Source organism: Buttiauxella gaviniae (assembly GCF_040786275.1).
In the GTDB taxonomy this organism is placed as follows: domain Bacteria; phylum Pseudomonadota; class Gammaproteobacteria; order Enterobacterales; family Enterobacteriaceae; genus Buttiauxella; species Buttiauxella gaviniae_A.
Map to the genome: position 1 here is coordinate 3,497,434 of NZ_JBFMVT010000002.1, position 15,593 is coordinate 3,513,026.

Consider the following 15,593-nt stretch of genomic DNA (forward strand, 5'->3'; position numbering starts at 1 on the left):
CTCGGCGGGCAGGGGGCTCGCTGAATTTACGGGAGCGTATTATGACTGATATTGCGCAGTTGCTTGGCAAAGACGCCGACAGCTTGTTACAGCATCGTTGTATGACTATTCCGGCAGACCAGTTGTATCTGCCAGGTTCGGATTATGTAGACCGCGTAATGGTGGATAACAATCGCCCACCTGCGGTGCTGCGTAATATGCAGACGCTATATAACACCGGGCGCCTGGCAGGCACGGGTTACCTCTCTATTTTACCGGTTGATCAAGGCGTGGAACACTCCGCAGGGGCATCGTTTGCGGCAAATCCACTCTATTTTGATCCGAAGAATATTGTTGAGCTTGCGATAGAAGCGGGTTGCAACTGTGTCGCCTCGACGTACGGCGTGCTGGCTTCGGTTTCGCGTCGTTATGCACACCGCATTCCTTTCCTCGTCAAACTCAATCACAACGAAACGTTGAGTTATCCAACCACTTACGACCAGACGTTGTATGCAAGCGTTGAACAAGCCTTCAATATGGGCGCGGTAGCGGTTGGGGCGACGATTTACTTCGGCTCGCCAGAATCGCGCCGCCAGATAGAGGAGATCTCAAGCGCGTTTGAACGCGCGCATGAACTCGGCCTGGTGACCGTGCTTTGGGCTTATCTACGTAATTCGGACTTTAAAAAAGACGGGGTGGATTACCACGTGAGCGCCGACCTTACCGGGCAGGCGAACCACCTGGCGGCGACTATCGGGGCCGATATTGTGAAGCAGAAAATGGCGGAAAATAACGGCGGTTATAAGGCAGTGAACTTTGGGTATACCGACGACCGGGTGTACACCAAATTGACCGGCGATAACCCGATAGATCTGGTACGTTATCAGCTCGCCAATTGCTACATGGGACGCGCCGGGCTGATTAACTCCGGTGGTGCCGCGGGCGGTGAAACCGATCTTACCGACGCGGTGCGTACGGCGGTGATTAACAAACGTGCAGGCGGGATGGGGCTGATCCTCGGTCGCAAAGCGTTCAAAAAATCCATGTCGGAAGGTGTGAAGTTAATCAATGCGGTTCAGGATGTTTATCTGAATAGTAAGGTGACGATTGCCTGATTGAACGCCATCTCCCCGGCCCCCACCCCAGCCCTCCCCTTTCCAGGGGAGGGAGTTTTAGCTCTTCCCCCTTAGCAAGGGGGAGGCTGGGTGGGGGTCAGTACACACTTGTTCCCCCTCAGTTACCCCCGTCACAATTCCATAACAATTTGTGAAAAGCGTCACGCCACCCTGGACAGATGTCCAAAAAAACGCATGTATTTACGCACCTTTGACCGAGGAAAAGGTCGCTTTTTACGCATACATTGTTTGATGAAACGCTGTTTTAAATCCGAATATAACCTATCTTTCCCTGACACTCTTTTGCTCTGGCACCAAGTTCGATACTGATTTCTCTCGTATTCGTCGTTAAAAAGGACCATCACGATCGTGAAAATAGAATCCGTAAACGTAACCGTTTTTACCTACCCAACCCGCCGTGTTTCAGACAGCGCAGGCCACTCTCATCCCGGCGCGGAAAGCCTGGCAAAAATGGCAATGCTGACCATCACCACCGATGAAGGGGATTGCGGCTATTCGTTCGCGCCGCCGGAAGTGGTGCGCCCATTTGTGGTAAATGCGTTTTTCCGCAAGGTGCTGGTGGGGCAGGATCCGTTTAACCGCGAGCGCATCTGGCAAGATCTGGTGCACTGGCAGCGCGGGAGCGCACATCAACTCACCGAACGCGCACTTTCATTTGTCGAACAGGCGCTATGGGATTTAATGGGCCGCAAACTGAAAATGCCGGTCTACAAACTGCTCGGCGGTTTCCGTGACAAAGTTCCGGCCTACGGCAGCACCATGTGCGGTGACGAACTGGAAGGCGGATTATCCACACCAGACGAGTTTGGTCAGTTCGCTGAAAAGCTGGTTGCTCGCGGGTATAAAGCCATAAAACTTCATACCTGGATGCCGCCGGTCGCCTTTGCCCCAGATCCTAAAATGGATGTCAAAGCCTGCGCCGCCGTGCGCGAAGCCGTAGGGCCGGACATCGACTTAATGCTTGATGGCTACCACTGGTACAGCCGCAGCCAGGCGCTGTATATCGGCAAAGCGCTGGAAAAACTCAACTTTGCCTGGTTTGAAGAGCCGATGGAAGAAGAGAGCATGGCGTCCTACGTCTGGCTTTCGCAGAATCTTTCCATCGACGTTGTCGGGCCGGAAAGCTTGGGCGGCAAGCATCACAGCCGCGCGGACTGGGTGAAAGCTGGCGCGTGCGACATTCTGCGCGCCGGAGCAAACGGCGTGGGCGGCATTTCACCAACCATGAAAGTGGCGGCGCTGGCTGAATCTTTCGGCATGGATTGCGAAGTTCACGGCAACGGCGCGGCAAGCCTGGCAGTGGTCGGGGCGATCCGCAACTGCCGTTGGTACGAACGCGGTTTACTGCATCCGTTCCTCGAATATGACGAGCCCGCTGCGTACCTCAACAGCATCGTTGACCCGATGGACGCCGATGGTTTTGTGCATCTGCCGCAGCGTCCGGGCCTCGGTGAAGACATCAATTTTGACTATATCGAAACGCATACCGTCAGCCGCGACTGATCCATAGCTGAACAAAGTAGCTGAACAATAATAAGCCCGGCGCACGACGCTGGGTCATTTCTACCCTACAAAAACGGTATCTATCATGAATCGAAGCTCCCGACGGGGGGCGTGGCTGCTCACGCTCCTTTTCATGCTCGGCAGCGGCCCGGCGCTGGCAAAAACGCCGCCTGACCAGCTGATCATCGGCATGAATATGAACAACCTGCTGACTCTGGACCCTGCGGCGATGACCGGGAACGAAGTCGTCGGGCTGGTGGTAAACCTCTATGACTCGCTGGTGGAATTAGACCCGGCAAAACTCACGAATGTGCGCCCCGCGCTGGCAACGTCCTGGGAGATCTCCGAAGACGGGAATCGCCTGACTTTCCATCTGCGCGACGGGGTGAAATTCCACTCTGGCAACGTTTTGAGCGCCGATGATGTCGTGTGGTCGATGCGCCGCATTTTGCACCTGAACCTTGCGCAGGCGTCGGTGTGGAAGTCCTACGGCTTCAGTAAAAAGAACGTTGATGAGCATGTTAAAGCCCTGGATGCCGCAACGGTGGAAATCACGCTGCCGAAAGCCAATGACCCGCAACTGATTATTTATTCCCTGGCAGCACTCGGCAGCGTCGTAGTGCTGGACAGCAAAACCGTGCAGAAGCACGTGCAAAATGACGACTGGGGCAACCGCTGGCTAACCACCAACGAAGCGGGTTCCGGGCCGTTCAGCCTTGACGTATGGCAAGCCAAAGACGTGCTGCGCATGAAGCGAAACCCAGAATACTGGCGCGGCGCACCGAAGCTGTCGCGCGTGGTGTTCCGTCACTTCCAGGAGTCGCAAACCTTACGCCTGATGATTGCCAAGGGCGACCTGGATATTGCCAGCAACATGGCGGTATCGGACGTGAATGCCCTGCGAAAAGACCCGGAATTAACCGTCGATGCCGTTAAGAAAGGCACGATTTATTACGTCGCCATGAGCATGAAAGAGCCGCATTTCGCCAACCCTAAAGTGCGTGAAGCGGTGCGTTACCTGATTGATTATCAGGGCATCAACAAAGCGCTGATGCCGGGCTACGGCGTGCTGCACCAGCGTCCTATCCAATCTGGAATGCCTGCTACGCTTGCGAATCCTGGTTACACGCTGGATATTCCGCGCGCGAAAACGCTGCTGGCGGAGGCGGGCTATCCCGACGGGTTTGATACCACCCTGCGCGTGCTGGCTGACCAACCGTTCCTGAACATCGCCATTGCGGTGCAGTCCACGCTGATGCAGGCGGGCATTAACGCGAAAATCGTCACCGGAACGGGCAACCAGATCTACGGCGCAATGCGCGAGCGCAAGTTCGACATGCTGGTCGGGCGCGGTGGCAGCGGTGTGGAGCCGCATCCCCATTCCAGCCTGCGTTCGCTGGTCTACAACCCAGATAACAGCGACGCGGCACGCCTGACTAACTTCCAGGGCTGGCGGACCAGCTTCTATGACAAAACGCTGAATCAGCAAATCGACCAGGCGCTGGTTGAACGCGACCCGGCGAAACAGCTCGAGGAATACCAGGCGATACAGACCCGTTACGACGCGCTGATCCCCGCGCTGTTGCCGCTTTCACAAATGGTGGACTCGGTGGTGGTACGCAAAGAAGTGCAGAACTACCAGCCGCATCCGTCGGCGACCACTTTCCTGCGTGATGTTTATAAAATGCCTGTTGGGGAGGATAAATCATGAGCATGATTTTACTTGCGCCCGGCGGCCGCGCCCGGCGGTTCTCAAAACGATTAAGCCAGGTGTTGATCACGCTGTTTGGCCTGTTGCTGCTGACCTTTTTTATTGGCCGCGTGATGCCGATCGATCCGGTGCTGGCTATCGTCGGCCCGGATGCGGACCAAAGCACTTATCAGCAGGTTTATCACCAACTGGGCTTTGATCAATCTCTGGCAACGCAGTTCTGGATTTATCTTGGCGGCCTGCTGCACGGGGATTTAGGCAACGCGCTGCTGACCGGTAAACCGGTGGTGGACGATATTCTGCGCGTCTTTCCGGCAACGCTTGAGCTGGCGACGGTGGCGATTATCGTCGGCGCGGGTCTGGGGATTCCGCTGGGCGTTTGGGCGGCGGCTCGCCGCAACAGCGTGGTGGATTACGCGGTGCGCATTATCAGCCTGGCCGGTTATTCCACGCCGATTTTCTGGGTGGGCATGATGGGGCTGCTGCTGTTTTACGCCTGGCTTGGTTGGGTGGGCGGCGCAGGGCGCATTGATTTAGGTCTGGATGGGTTAGTCCCGCGTCGCACAGGGTTGCTGTTGGTCGATTCATTGCTGGCAGGCAACAGCGCGGTATTCTTTAACGCCCTCAATCACCTGATTTTACCTGCCTGTTTATTGGGCTTCCACTCGCTGGCTTACATCAGCCGTATGACGCGCAGCTTTATGCTGGCGCAGCTCTCGCAGGAATTTATTATCACCGCGCGGGTAAAAGGGCTGACCGAACGCCAGGTTATCTGGAATCACGCTTTCCGCAACATTCTTGTGCAGTTGCTGACGGTGGTGGCGCTGGCTTACGGCTCGCTGCTGGAAGGCGCGGTGCTGATTGAAACCGTGTTCTCGTGGCCGGGTTTTGGGTCTTATCTCACCGGCAGCTTGTTGCTGGGCGATATGAATGCGGTGATGGGATGCGTGCTGGTAGTGGGGGTGATTTTCGTTCTGCTCAATCTGCTGTCCGACATGCTTTACCAACTTTTTGATCCGAGGACAAAATCATGACCGTCTCCTTTGGAACTCCACAGCTCACCGCCGCCGATGAACGTTCATTGCGCTTTAAGCGCGCCGGTCTGCAGGCGGTTGGGTTTATCGGCAAAATGGCGCGTAACCCGCTGACGGCGATCGGCGGCGGAATTGTGTTCCTGCTATTGATGGTGGCGATTTTTGCGCCGTGGATAGCGCCGTATAATCCGCTGGTGCAGGATCTGAATAATGCGTTGACCGCCCCGAATGCGGCGCACTGGTTTGGCACCGACGAGTTTGGCCGCGACATTTTTAGCCGCCTGGTTTACGGTTCGCGCATTACGCTCTACATCGTGCTGCTGGTGTCGGTCACCGTTGGCCCGCTGGGTTTGCTGCTTGGCGTCACGGCGGGTTACTTCGGCGGCAAAGTCGATATGGTGCTGATGCGCATCACCGATATTTTCATCTCCTTCCCAAGCCTGGTTTTGGCGCTGGCGTTTGTGGCGGCACTCGGCCCCGGCCTCGAGCACGTGGTTATTGCGATTACGCTCACCGCCTGGCCGCCGATTGCGCGTCTGGCGCGAGCGGAAACGCTCTCTCTGCGGCAGGCCGATTTTATCTCTGCCGTCCGTTTGCAGGGCGCCTCACCGGTGCGCGTGCTGTGGCGTCACATTGTGCCGCTGTGCATGCCGTCGGTGATTATCCGTATCACCATGAATATGGCGGGCATCATCCTCACCGCCGCCGGTCTTGGCTTCTTAGGGCTTGGCGCACAGCCGCCGGAGCCGGAATGGGGGGCGATGATCTCCAGCGGGCGCACTTACATGATGGAGTGCTGGTGGGTAGTAACGATTCCGGGGCTGGCGATTTTAATCAACAGTCTGGCATTCAATTTCCTGGGAGATGGCTTACGTGACATCCTCGATCCTCGCAGCGAATAATTCGCCGCAACTGCTTGATGTACGCGACCTGAACGTCACTTTCGTTAACGGTCGCCTGCAAACCCACGCGGTGCGTGGCGTTTCATTCCAGCTCGGACGCGAGAAGCTGGCGATTGTTGGCGAGTCCGGTTCCGGGAAATCCACCGTAGGGCGCGCGCTGTTACAGCTTCACCCTAAAAAGGCGCAAATCACCGCCGAGCGCATGCAGTTTGCCGAGGTGGATTTGCTGAACGCAACGGATGCGCAAATGCGCGACGTGCGCGGCAAGCGCATCTCAATGATTATGCAGGATCCGAAATACTCGCTAAATCCGGTGATGTGCGTCGGCGATCAAATTGCTGAAGCCTGGCTGACGCACCATCCCGTGGGTCATAAAGAGGCAAAGCAGAAGGTGCTGGAGATGCTGGAAGTGGTGCGTATTCGCCAGCCGGAACGCGTCTACAACCTGTATCCGCATGAGGTTTCCGGCGGCCAGGGCCAGCGCATCATGATTGCCATGATGTTGATCACCGACCCAGAAATGGTGATTGCCGATGAGCCGACCTCTGCGCTGGATGTTTCAGTGCGTTTGCAGGTGCTGGCGCTGCTCGACGATCTCGTGCAGTCGCGCGGTTTGGGGCTGATCTTTATCAGTCACGACATCAATCTGGTGCGCAGCTTCTGCGACCGCGTGCTGGTGATGTACGCCGGGCGGGTGGTGGAATCTATCGCCGCGAAAGATCTCGACAACGCGCAGCATCCTTACACCCAGGGGCTTATCAGCGCGTTGCCGGATATGGACAAACGCCGCGAGCATCTGCCGGTTCTGCAACGCCAGGCCAGTTGGCTAACTGAATAAGGAGCAACGCATGTCATCTATGATTGAAGTCAGCCAGCTTAATTTAACCTTCGGCGAAGGGGCGAAAACCAACCAGGTGCTGTTCGATGTGAATTTTAACGTTGAGGGCGGCGAGATTTTCGGCCTGGTGGGCGAGTCTGGCTCCGGGAAAACCACGGTGCTGAAATGCCTGGCGGGGCTGTTTACCCACTGGCAGGGAAAGCTGGCGATTGACGGCACGGAACTTGAACACAGCATTAGCCGCGAGCGCTGCCGTATGGTGCAGATGGTGTTTCAGGACCCGTACGGTTCTTTGCATCCGCGTCACACTATCGGCGACATTCTGGAAGAGCCGCTGCAAATTCAGAATTTCACCGACCGCGACCGGCGCATTAACATGATGCTGGATAAAGTCGGCTTAAATCGCGCGTTTCGCACCCGTTTCCCGCATCAGCTTTCTGGCGGGCAGCGCCAGCGTGTCGCGATTGCGCGGGCGCTGGTGCTGGAGCCGGAAGTACTGTTGCTTGATGAGCCGACGTCGGCGCTGGATGTTTCGGTGCAGGCAGAAATTCTCAATTTGCTGGCCGATTTGCAGCAGGAATCGAAACTGACCTACTTAATGGTGACGCATGATTTAGGCGTGATCGCCCACTTATGCCATCGCGTCGGGGTGATGCAGCACGGTCGTATTCTGGAATCGCTCAGCACCGATGATCTGATCAGCGGTGCTGCACAGGAGCCTTATACGCAGATGTTGGTTAACGCCAGCCGCCAATATAGCCGTGAAATGGCCCAGCAGGTGGCGAAGTTCTGACGTTTTTTTGTGCCCCCGAACTGCCTGCTGCGCTTAACCGAGCAGCGGGCAATTTGGCGGCAGGCGGCAGTTCAGCGCACTGGGATGGACATCAATGCGGAATTTCTGGCCGGTCAACGGTTCGCCATCCAGGTTGAAGGTGATGTCGTGCGGGGCGGTTATCTCAAACCATGATGAACGTCCATCAATAATATTTGGGCTGTCGTCCGGGCGCGTGAGGGTGTTAAAGATGGCGGGCAGCAGCTCTTCGCCGGTAAAAATTCGCAGCTCCAGCAGCCCGTCGTTAATCAGCGCCTGGGGGCAAAGTTCTTGCCCACCGCCAGCCTGACGGCCATTACCGATGCCAATCACCAGCGCATCACCTTGCCATTCGAAACCCTCGCCGCGAATTTCACAGCGATCGGGTTTAAGGGTATCCATGCGAATCAGGCCGTGAACGAAATAGGCGATCCCGCCCAGCGCGGCTTTCAGTTTTTCCGGTGTTTCGGTGGTAATACGCGTTCCAAAACCGCCGGTCGCCATATTGATAAAGAAGGCGGATTCGTTCACCTGCACAAGATCGATAGCCGTCCCTTTCCCGACAATCGCGAGCTGCAACGCTTTGTCCAACTCCTGCGGAATACCGACGCTGGTGGCAAAATCGTTGGCGGTGCCTAATGGCAGAATCCCCAATACCGGGCGATGTTCAGGAGCAAGTTGCGCCAGCGCGGTTGCCACTTCGTTTATCGTGCCATCTCCGCCGCCTGCCACCACGGTTGCAGCGCCCATCCGGGAGGCTTCTTCGACATAACGAATCGCATCACCTTTTTCCCAGGTGACACGAATATGTAACGTGTATCCCTCATCACGCATGACGTTAACTGCGCTGCGTAAGGTTTCATTTTCGGCACCTTTGCCGTTTAGGATGACGAACGTTACCGGAAACTGCTCCATGGCACACCTCTGGAAAAATAGTTGAATTCTGAGTGTACCGTATGTGCGGGATTTGCGGGTAAGAACAGGCTGAGTCTGCGGGGTGTAGCAAAAAAGAAGGCCTGTGAAAGGGAGATTTCACAGGCCAATGAGGTGGTTCCTGGTACATATCCGTCATACTTCAAATTGCAGATGTGTTGGCTTTCCTCGTTCACCCCCGTCACTTACTTGAGTAAGCTCCCGGGGATTCACTGCGTCGCCGCTTTTCTACAATGCGAATTATTCGGATACAGCTAGCATTTATGGGTTATGTTTTTCAGCCCGGCGATAATAACCGCATCCAGCGAAGCGGTATGTGATCGATTTCTAAGAAATCTCTTACCGTGAAAAAATAACCTAAATGAACTAGTTAGCGTGCGGATCGCGAGAGGTCTGACCGGATAAATTGCGCATCAGCAGCGCATAATCCAGGGACACATCTTGCGGCACAGGCATCCATACGGTGTGCCCATCGCCCGGCGCTACATCAATCGGCTGCGCTTTACCGTTTTCCAGCACTTCAAGCGTGAAAGTGACGTTACCTTGCGGAGTCATTAATTCCAGGCTGTCACCCAGCAAGAATTTATTTTTTACTTTCACTGCGGCTAAATCGCCGCGACGCTCGCCGGTAAATTCCCCGACAAACTGCTGAGTTTCTGAGACAGAATGACCGTAATCGTAATTCTGATAAGAATCGTGGTTATGGCGACGCAGAAAACCTTCGGTGTAGCCGCGGTGCGCCAGGCCTTCCAGCGTGGTCAGCAGAGTAGGGTCGAATGGCTTGCCTGCTGCGGCATCTTCAATCGCACGGCGATAAACCTGAGCGGTACGTGCGCAGTAATAATAGGACTTGGTACGGCCTTCGATTTTCAGCGAGTGCACGCCCATTTTGGTCAGACGTTCTACGTGTTCAATGGCACGCAGGTCTTTGGAGTTCATGATGTACGTGCCGTGCTCGTCTTCAAACGCCGTCATGTATTCGCCAGGACGTTTGGCTTCTTCGAGCATAAAGACCTGGTCGGTCGGTGCGCCCGCACCCAGGGTTGGCTCAATGTTTTTCACCGGAATTGGCTCGTGAAGATGGACGATATTACCGACATCATCTTCTTTGCCTTCTTCAACTTTATATTCCCAGCGGCAGGCGTTAGTGCAGGTGCCCTGGTTTGGGTCGCGCTTGTTGATGTAGCCAGAAAGCAGGCAGCGGCCAGAGTAGGCCATGCACAGCGCGCCGTGAACGAAGATTTCCAGTTCCATCTCTGGCACTTGTTCGCGCACTTCAGCGATCTCTTCAAGGGAGAGTTCGCGGGAAAGAATCACGCGAGTCAGGCCCATTTGTTTCCAGAATTTCACGGTCGCCCAGTTTACGGCGTTCGCCTGTACGGACAGGTGAATGTCCATTTCCGGGAAGGCTTCACGAACCATCATGATTAAACCAGGGTCGGACATAATCAGCGCGTCCGGGCCCATATCAATTACCGGTTTCAGGTCACGGATAAAGGTTTTCAGCTTCGCGTTGTGCGGGGCAATGTTAACAACCACATAGAATTTTTTACCCAGCTCATGGGCTTCGTTGATGCCGAGCTGTAAGTTTTCGTGATTGAATTCGTTATTGCGCACGCGCAGGCTGTAACGCGGTTGGCCTGCGTAGACGGCATCGGCGCCGTAGGCGAAAGCGTAACGCATATTTTTCAGCGTTCCGGCAGGCGACAGGAGTTCTGGTTTAAACATGATTTTCTCGGTCTGATTTCAGGTCAGAACCACTGCATTTGTGCAATGGTTTATGGCGTGCGGTTAACCCACAATTTAAGGGCGGGGATTGTAGCGCTTATTGATGCCAGAAACTACCCTCACGCAATACGGCAGGCGTCCGCTTCCCAGCGATAACCCACACCGTACACCGCACGAATAAACGATTGTTCTTCGTCCAGCGATTCCAGTTTGCGGCGCAGGTTTTTAATGTGGCTATCAATCGTCCGGTCAGTGACCACGCGATAGTCATCGTAGAGATGGTTCAGCAGTTGCTCCCGAGAGAACACTTTGCCCGGTTCGTGGGAAAGGGTTTTTAGCAAACGAAATTCAGCCGGGGTTAAATCCAGCAGTTTGTCACGCCAGCTTGCTTGAAAACGACCTTCGTCGATAATCAGCGGGCTAATTTCATCAGCAGGAACCGGATCGCGCTGGCGTTTGCAGCGACGCAAAATGGTTTTGACGCGCGCCACCACTTCCCGTGGGCTGTAGGGCTTGCAGATGTAATCATCGGCCCCGATCTCCAGCCCCAGCAGGCGGTCGATCTCTTCGATTTTGGCGGTCACCATCACAATGGGAATTTCTGAGAAACGACGGATTTCACGGCACAGCGTTAGCCCGTCGGTGCCTGGCAGCATTAAATCGAGCAGAATTAAATCCGGCGGCGTCTGACGCACGAAAGGCAGCACTTTATCGCCGTGGGTAATCAATTCTGGCGCATAACCCGCAGCGCGCAGGTAATCAATTAATAGCTGTCCGAGCTTGGGCTCGTCCTCAACAATTAAGATACGCGGTGTGTTTTCGTCAATCGGTAACTCGGTCATACGGCTCTCAATGATTCCGGTTCAATCTTTAACTCTACTGTAATGCTAACCCCGCCGAAAGGCGAATGCGAGGCCGAGAGCTTGCCGTTGTGGGCGGCAACAATGTTCTGGCAGATAGACAGGCCAAGGCCCGAACCGCCGCTTGAGCGGTTGCGTGACCCTTCGGTACGGTAAAATCGCTCAAACAGCATAGTTAACTGCTCGTCGCTCACGCCAGGTGCGCTATCGGCAAAATGCATGATGAAACGCTGATTCACGACTTCGCCGGAAATCACTAACTGGCCGCCCGCATCGGTGTAACGCAGGCTATTTTCCAGCAGGTTATTGAATAACTGCATTAGCCGGTCGCTATCACCAAAAATGGTCACGCTGTCCGGCAGGGCGAGGCTAATGGTTAAGCCGCGTGAATTGAAACGCTCGCGGAATGCGCCCGCCGCGATCTCCAGCAAGTTTATGATATCAAGAGATTGTTTCTGATAGGCCAACGCGCCTTCGTCGGACATCGACAACTGATGCAGGTCATCCACCAGTTTGGTCAGCGTCGCCACTTCCATTTGCAATGAGGCCACGGATTCCGGGGTGAATTTGCGCACGCCATCCTGAATCGCTTCCAGCTCGCCGCGTAAAATCGCCAGCGGGGTGCGCAATTCATGGGAAATATCCGCCATATAAGCGCGGCGCATATTGTGGTTTTTCTCAAGCGTACTGGCGAGCTGGTTAAAGTCTTGCGCCAGTTTGCCTAGCTCATCCTGGCTGGTGGAAGCCACACGGGTAGTGAAATCCCCGGCGGCGAGCTGATGTGTGCCTTCTACCAGGCGTTTTACTGGAGCAAGCAAGCCCCGCGCCAGCAAGAAGGTGGCGGCAGCGGCGAGCAGCGTGGAAAGGGCGACGATAATCCAACTGGTGCGGCGTTGCTGGCGGTCAAAGTTAATATCGGTATTGCGTGTCAAGCGTTCAACGGGCGAGGCGATAACCCAACCGGCATCACGGCCATTCACCTTAATGGCGCGGCGGGTGCCGTCAGCGGGAACCGGGCCGCGTGGGCCAACCAGCACTTTATAATCCTGATCGACCACCCAGAACTGCGTGCGCCAGCCGTGCGGCGGCATATCCCGATTACGACCCTCGTCGTCGTGTTCCAGGGATTTCAGGATCTGAAAAACAAAGCGGTCGTTATTGCGTAAAAACTGCCAGTTGCCGTGCAGGGCGTACTGCTCGCCAAGCGCATCGCCAAGCATTTCCAGGCGCTGTTCATTACCGCGTTTAATGTAGTCGATAAAACCGTGCTCGAAACTGAGCCGTACACCCCAATGCATGATGGCTAACACCAGCAAGCAGGTGGAGAAAATGGCGAGGAACAGTTTGCCGGTAATGCCAGGCCGCCAGAGCTTCATGAGCTCCTCCTTTTGCGTCGTGCAATGACGACATTTTTGGTGGTGTCTTTTGGAACGCGAGCGAAAATCAGCGCGGGCAGGGCGATTACCACCGCCATGCTTAACCAGGTGTACATAAAGACGCTATGGACGACGGCGCTGTCAGCCGTCAGTTGATGATGCCCATACATGCCGAGGAATAACCCGGCGATAGTGACGCCGATACTCATGGATAGCTGCATCACCATCGACAGCATACTGTTGCCGGAGCTTGCGAGATCATCGGGTAAATCTTTCAGCGTCAGCGTGTTCATAGAAGAGAAACGGGTGGAGTTCACCATGCCGAGTAAGAACAGCACCACGGGCAGCAAATAGTACCAGCCCATTAACGCCGTCCCCATAAAGAGCAGAATCACCAGGGCTAAACCCAGCGTGGTGGCGACCAGCACGTTGCGGTAGCCAAAGCGGTTTACCACCTGCACCACAATACGTTTCATCCCCATGCTGCCCAATACCATGGGAACCATCATTAAGCCTGCATGGAAGGGGGAAAAACCAAGACCGATTTGCAGAAATACCGGCGTCATAAACGGGATCATGCCGCTCCCGATACGGCCGCAAAAACTGCCTAATAGCCCGAGGGAAAAGGTCTGCGTCTTAAATAAATTGAGGTTGAACAGGGCGTTGTCATTGGCTTTAGCGTGCCATAAATAGAGCGCCAGGGCCGCGCCACCGCCGCCGACCAGCAGCCAAAGCGTTGACGGGGTAATACCCAACCCTTTTGCGCCATCCAGCGCAATCGTCAGCGCCGCCATGCCAAACGCCAGCAGCACAAAACCCATTATGTCGAATTTGCGCGTTTGCATGGTGTAATTCGGCATCAGCCACAGCGTGGCAATCGCGCCGACAATGCCCACCGGCAGGTTAATCAGGAAGATCCAGTGCCAGGAGGCATATTCCACCAGTACACCGCCCAGCGCCGGGCCGAGTAACGGGCCGATTTGGCCGGGCAAGGTGACGAAGGTCATCGCCGCCATATATTGTTCGCGCGGCACGATTTTCATCACCGTTAAACGCCCGACGGGCACCATCATCGCGCCGCCAATCCCTTGTACCACTCGCGCCATCACCAGTTCGTCGAGCGTTGAAGCGCGAGCGCATAACAGTGAACCGATAGTGAATAATACGATGGCGGTGAAAAAGATATTTCGTACACCAACCCGGTCCGCCAGCCAGCCGCTTGCGGGCAGCATTACCGCCACCGTCAGGACATACGACACGATCACCGAGTGCATGTGCAGCGGGCTTTCCCCAAGGCTTGTCGCCATTGAGGGCAGGGCGGTGTTGACGATAGTCGTATCCAGCGACTGCATAAAGAAGCCGAAGGCGACTATCCAGAGTTGCCAGCGGACGGCTGCGGGCAGTTCGGTCATTTAATATCCTTCATACATTTTCCCCTCATCTTAATTCTTTGCGGCTTTTGACCCCACCCCACCCCTCCCCTTTTGTACAGTCCGGGGACATGGTAGACAGGTGTTCGGACACATGGTGAACACTTTTTAACATCCTTTACCCATCGTGATCGACCTGTTTTTCAGGTCGATCACGCCCACTCTTGTGCTGTACCACCACACTTCATATTGTCCCTCTCCTGTCTCCTTCAACCCGACATGCTCGCCGATAAACGCCTTGCCCGCCTTCAGTTGCATCCCCTTAATACTGAGTTTTCCGCTTATATCCACCTTCCTGACCATCATCCCGGCATCATACTCTGCCGCCGCCGGACGGGCCTGATACTGCCGCGATGAGGGCTGGTAGCGTGATGCCGGCACCTGCATTCCCAGGGCCTCATGAGGCCGTTCCAGGTTGTATCTGTCCCGCCAGCTGTCGAACGTCTGCTGCAGCTGCTCACTGCTGAGGAACCAGCGCCCCTGCAGCAGTTCAGCCTTCAGGCTGCGGTGAAACCGCTCCAGCTTGCCCTGGGTCTGCGGGTGATAAGGCCGTGAGTGCCCGACGCAGATACCCTGGCGCATCAGCCACAGCTCCAGCGCTGTCCACGTTCCGGTGGTATCTCCCCAGGGCGCGCCGTTGTCCATGGTCATCCGCTCCGGCAAACCGTAGCGTTCGAAGACCTGCCGCAACTGAGCCTGTACGGTCCCGCGGCGCTCGTCGGCACAATGGGCCAGGCACAGGGAGAAACGGGAGTGGTCATCGAGCAGGGTGAGTGGATGGCAGCGACCGGCGGCAAACGGAAAATGCCCTTTAAAATCCATCTGCCAGAGCTGGTTAGGGGCAGCATGTTCGAAACGCCCGGTGGCAGGAATGCCGGACGGGAGGCCGGGCAACAGCCCATGGCGTGCCATCAGGTTATGGACGGTGCTGAAGGCAGGCAGGGTGTGGCCCTGGCGCTCGAGTGCGACCTTTATCTTGCGGGCGCCCCATGCCGGATAGCGTGCGTGAGCCTGGCGTAACAGGTCGACAACAGCCTCAGGCGTGCAGTGGGGAGAATGACGGGGTGTTCGCGGGCGCTCAGTGAGGCCCGCGTGGCCTTCAGCCAGCCAGCGGCGCAGCCACTTGTAACCTGTGGCAGGCGCAATGTTAAAGCGACGACAGAGCGCCCGGATGTTGGCCCCGTCCTGCGAGGCAAAGTGAACGAACTCGGTACGTAATGACATGGTATCTCTCGCATCCCACGGCATAAGCGGCTCCTGAAAGAAGTACTCATGCCTTAGTTGTAAGTGTCTACCATGTCCCCGAACAAGTGTTCACGATGTCCCCGGACTGTACACCTTTCCAGGGGAGG

Annotated in this window: 12 protein-coding genes and 1 pseudogene; 7 read left to right on the forward strand and 6 right to left on the reverse strand. The window is 55.8% G+C overall.

All coding sequences use genetic code 11. The features are described 5' to 3' along the window. The first annotated feature begins 41 nt into the window (after positions 1-41). The 7 genes from fbaB (at position 42) to AB1E22_RS16755 (ending at position 7,896) form a co-directional block, all read left to right on the forward strand. Complete coding sequence (fbaB, locus tag AB1E22_RS16725; protein WP_367596355.1) at positions 42-1,094, forward strand: class I fructose-bisphosphate aldolase; 1,053 nt, start codon at positions 42-44, stop codon at positions 1,092-1,094. Positions 1,095-1,463: 369 nt separating this feature from the next. Continuing rightward, a complete protein-coding gene (locus AB1E22_RS16730) occupies positions 1,464-2,618 on the forward strand; it encodes a mandelate racemase family protein (protein ID WP_367596356.1) in 1,155 nt (384 codons plus the stop codon). An 85-nt stretch (positions 2,619-2,703) separates the two neighbouring features. Beyond that, entirely contained in the window at positions 2,704-4,329 is a 1,626-nt protein-coding gene (locus tag AB1E22_RS16735) for an ABC transporter substrate-binding protein (protein ID WP_367596357.1), read from the forward strand. Then, entirely contained in the window at positions 4,326-5,363 is a 1,038-nt protein-coding gene (locus AB1E22_RS16740; protein WP_367596358.1) for an ABC transporter permease, read from the forward strand. Before AB1E22_RS16735 ends, AB1E22_RS16740 begins: the two co-directional genes overlap by 4 nt. Continuing rightward, complete coding sequence (locus AB1E22_RS16745) at positions 5,360-6,265, forward strand: ABC transporter permease (RefSeq protein ID WP_367596359.1); 906 nt, start codon at positions 5,360-5,362, stop codon at positions 6,263-6,265. The genes AB1E22_RS16740 and AB1E22_RS16745 overlap by 4 nt, the downstream gene beginning before the upstream one ends. After that, a complete protein-coding gene (locus AB1E22_RS16750) occupies positions 6,237-7,103 on the forward strand; it encodes an ABC transporter ATP-binding protein (RefSeq protein WP_367596360.1) in 867 nt (288 codons plus the stop codon). Before AB1E22_RS16745 ends, AB1E22_RS16750 begins: the two co-directional genes overlap by 29 nt. Positions 7,104-7,122: 19 nt before the next feature. Beyond that, positions 7,123-7,896 carry an ABC transporter ATP-binding protein gene (locus tag AB1E22_RS16755; protein WP_367597391.1) on the forward strand — a complete coding sequence of 258 codons (774 nt, stop codon included), beginning with the start codon at positions 7,123-7,125 and terminating at the stop codon, positions 7,894-7,896. A 33-nt stretch (positions 7,897-7,929) separates the two neighbouring features. Here AB1E22_RS16755 and yegS read toward each other — a convergent pair whose 3' ends face one another. The 6 genes and pseudogenes from yegS to AB1E22_RS16785 all read right to left on the reverse strand — a co-directional run bounded on the left by yegS (position 7,930) and on the right by AB1E22_RS16785 (position 15,489). Beyond that, positions 7,930-8,829 carry a lipid kinase YegS gene (gene yegS / locus AB1E22_RS16760; protein WP_367596361.1) on the reverse strand — a complete coding sequence of 300 codons (900 nt, stop codon included), beginning with the start codon at positions 8,827-8,829 and terminating at the stop codon, positions 7,930-7,932. Between the two features lie 384 nt (positions 8,830-9,213). After that, positions 9,214-10,575: a prephenate-dependent tRNA uridine(34) hydroxylase TrhP gene (gene trhP / locus AB1E22_RS16765; RefSeq protein WP_367596362.1), complete on the reverse strand. Its 1,362-nt coding sequence runs from the start codon at positions 10,573-10,575 to the stop codon at positions 9,214-9,216. A gap of 119 nt (positions 10,576-10,694) precedes the next feature. Then, positions 10,695-11,417, reverse strand: a complete 723-nt coding sequence (gene baeR / locus AB1E22_RS16770; protein WP_367596363.1) for a two-component system response regulator BaeR — start codon at positions 11,415-11,417, stop codon at positions 10,695-10,697. Beyond that, complete coding sequence (gene baeS, locus AB1E22_RS16775; RefSeq protein ID WP_367596364.1) at positions 11,414-12,811, reverse strand: two-component system sensor histidine kinase BaeS; 1,398 nt, start codon at positions 12,809-12,811, stop codon at positions 11,414-11,416. Before baeS ends, baeR begins: the two co-directional genes overlap by 4 nt. After that, a complete protein-coding gene (locus AB1E22_RS16780; protein WP_367596365.1) occupies positions 12,808-14,223 on the reverse strand; it encodes an MFS transporter in 1,416 nt (471 codons plus the stop codon). The genes baeS and AB1E22_RS16780 overlap by 4 nt, the downstream gene beginning before the upstream one ends. Before the next feature lie 25 nt (positions 14,224-14,248). Continuing rightward, a pseudogene (locus tag AB1E22_RS16785) lies at positions 14,249-15,489 on the reverse strand (IS481 family transposase). Between the last annotated feature and the right edge of the window lie 104 nt (positions 15,490-15,593).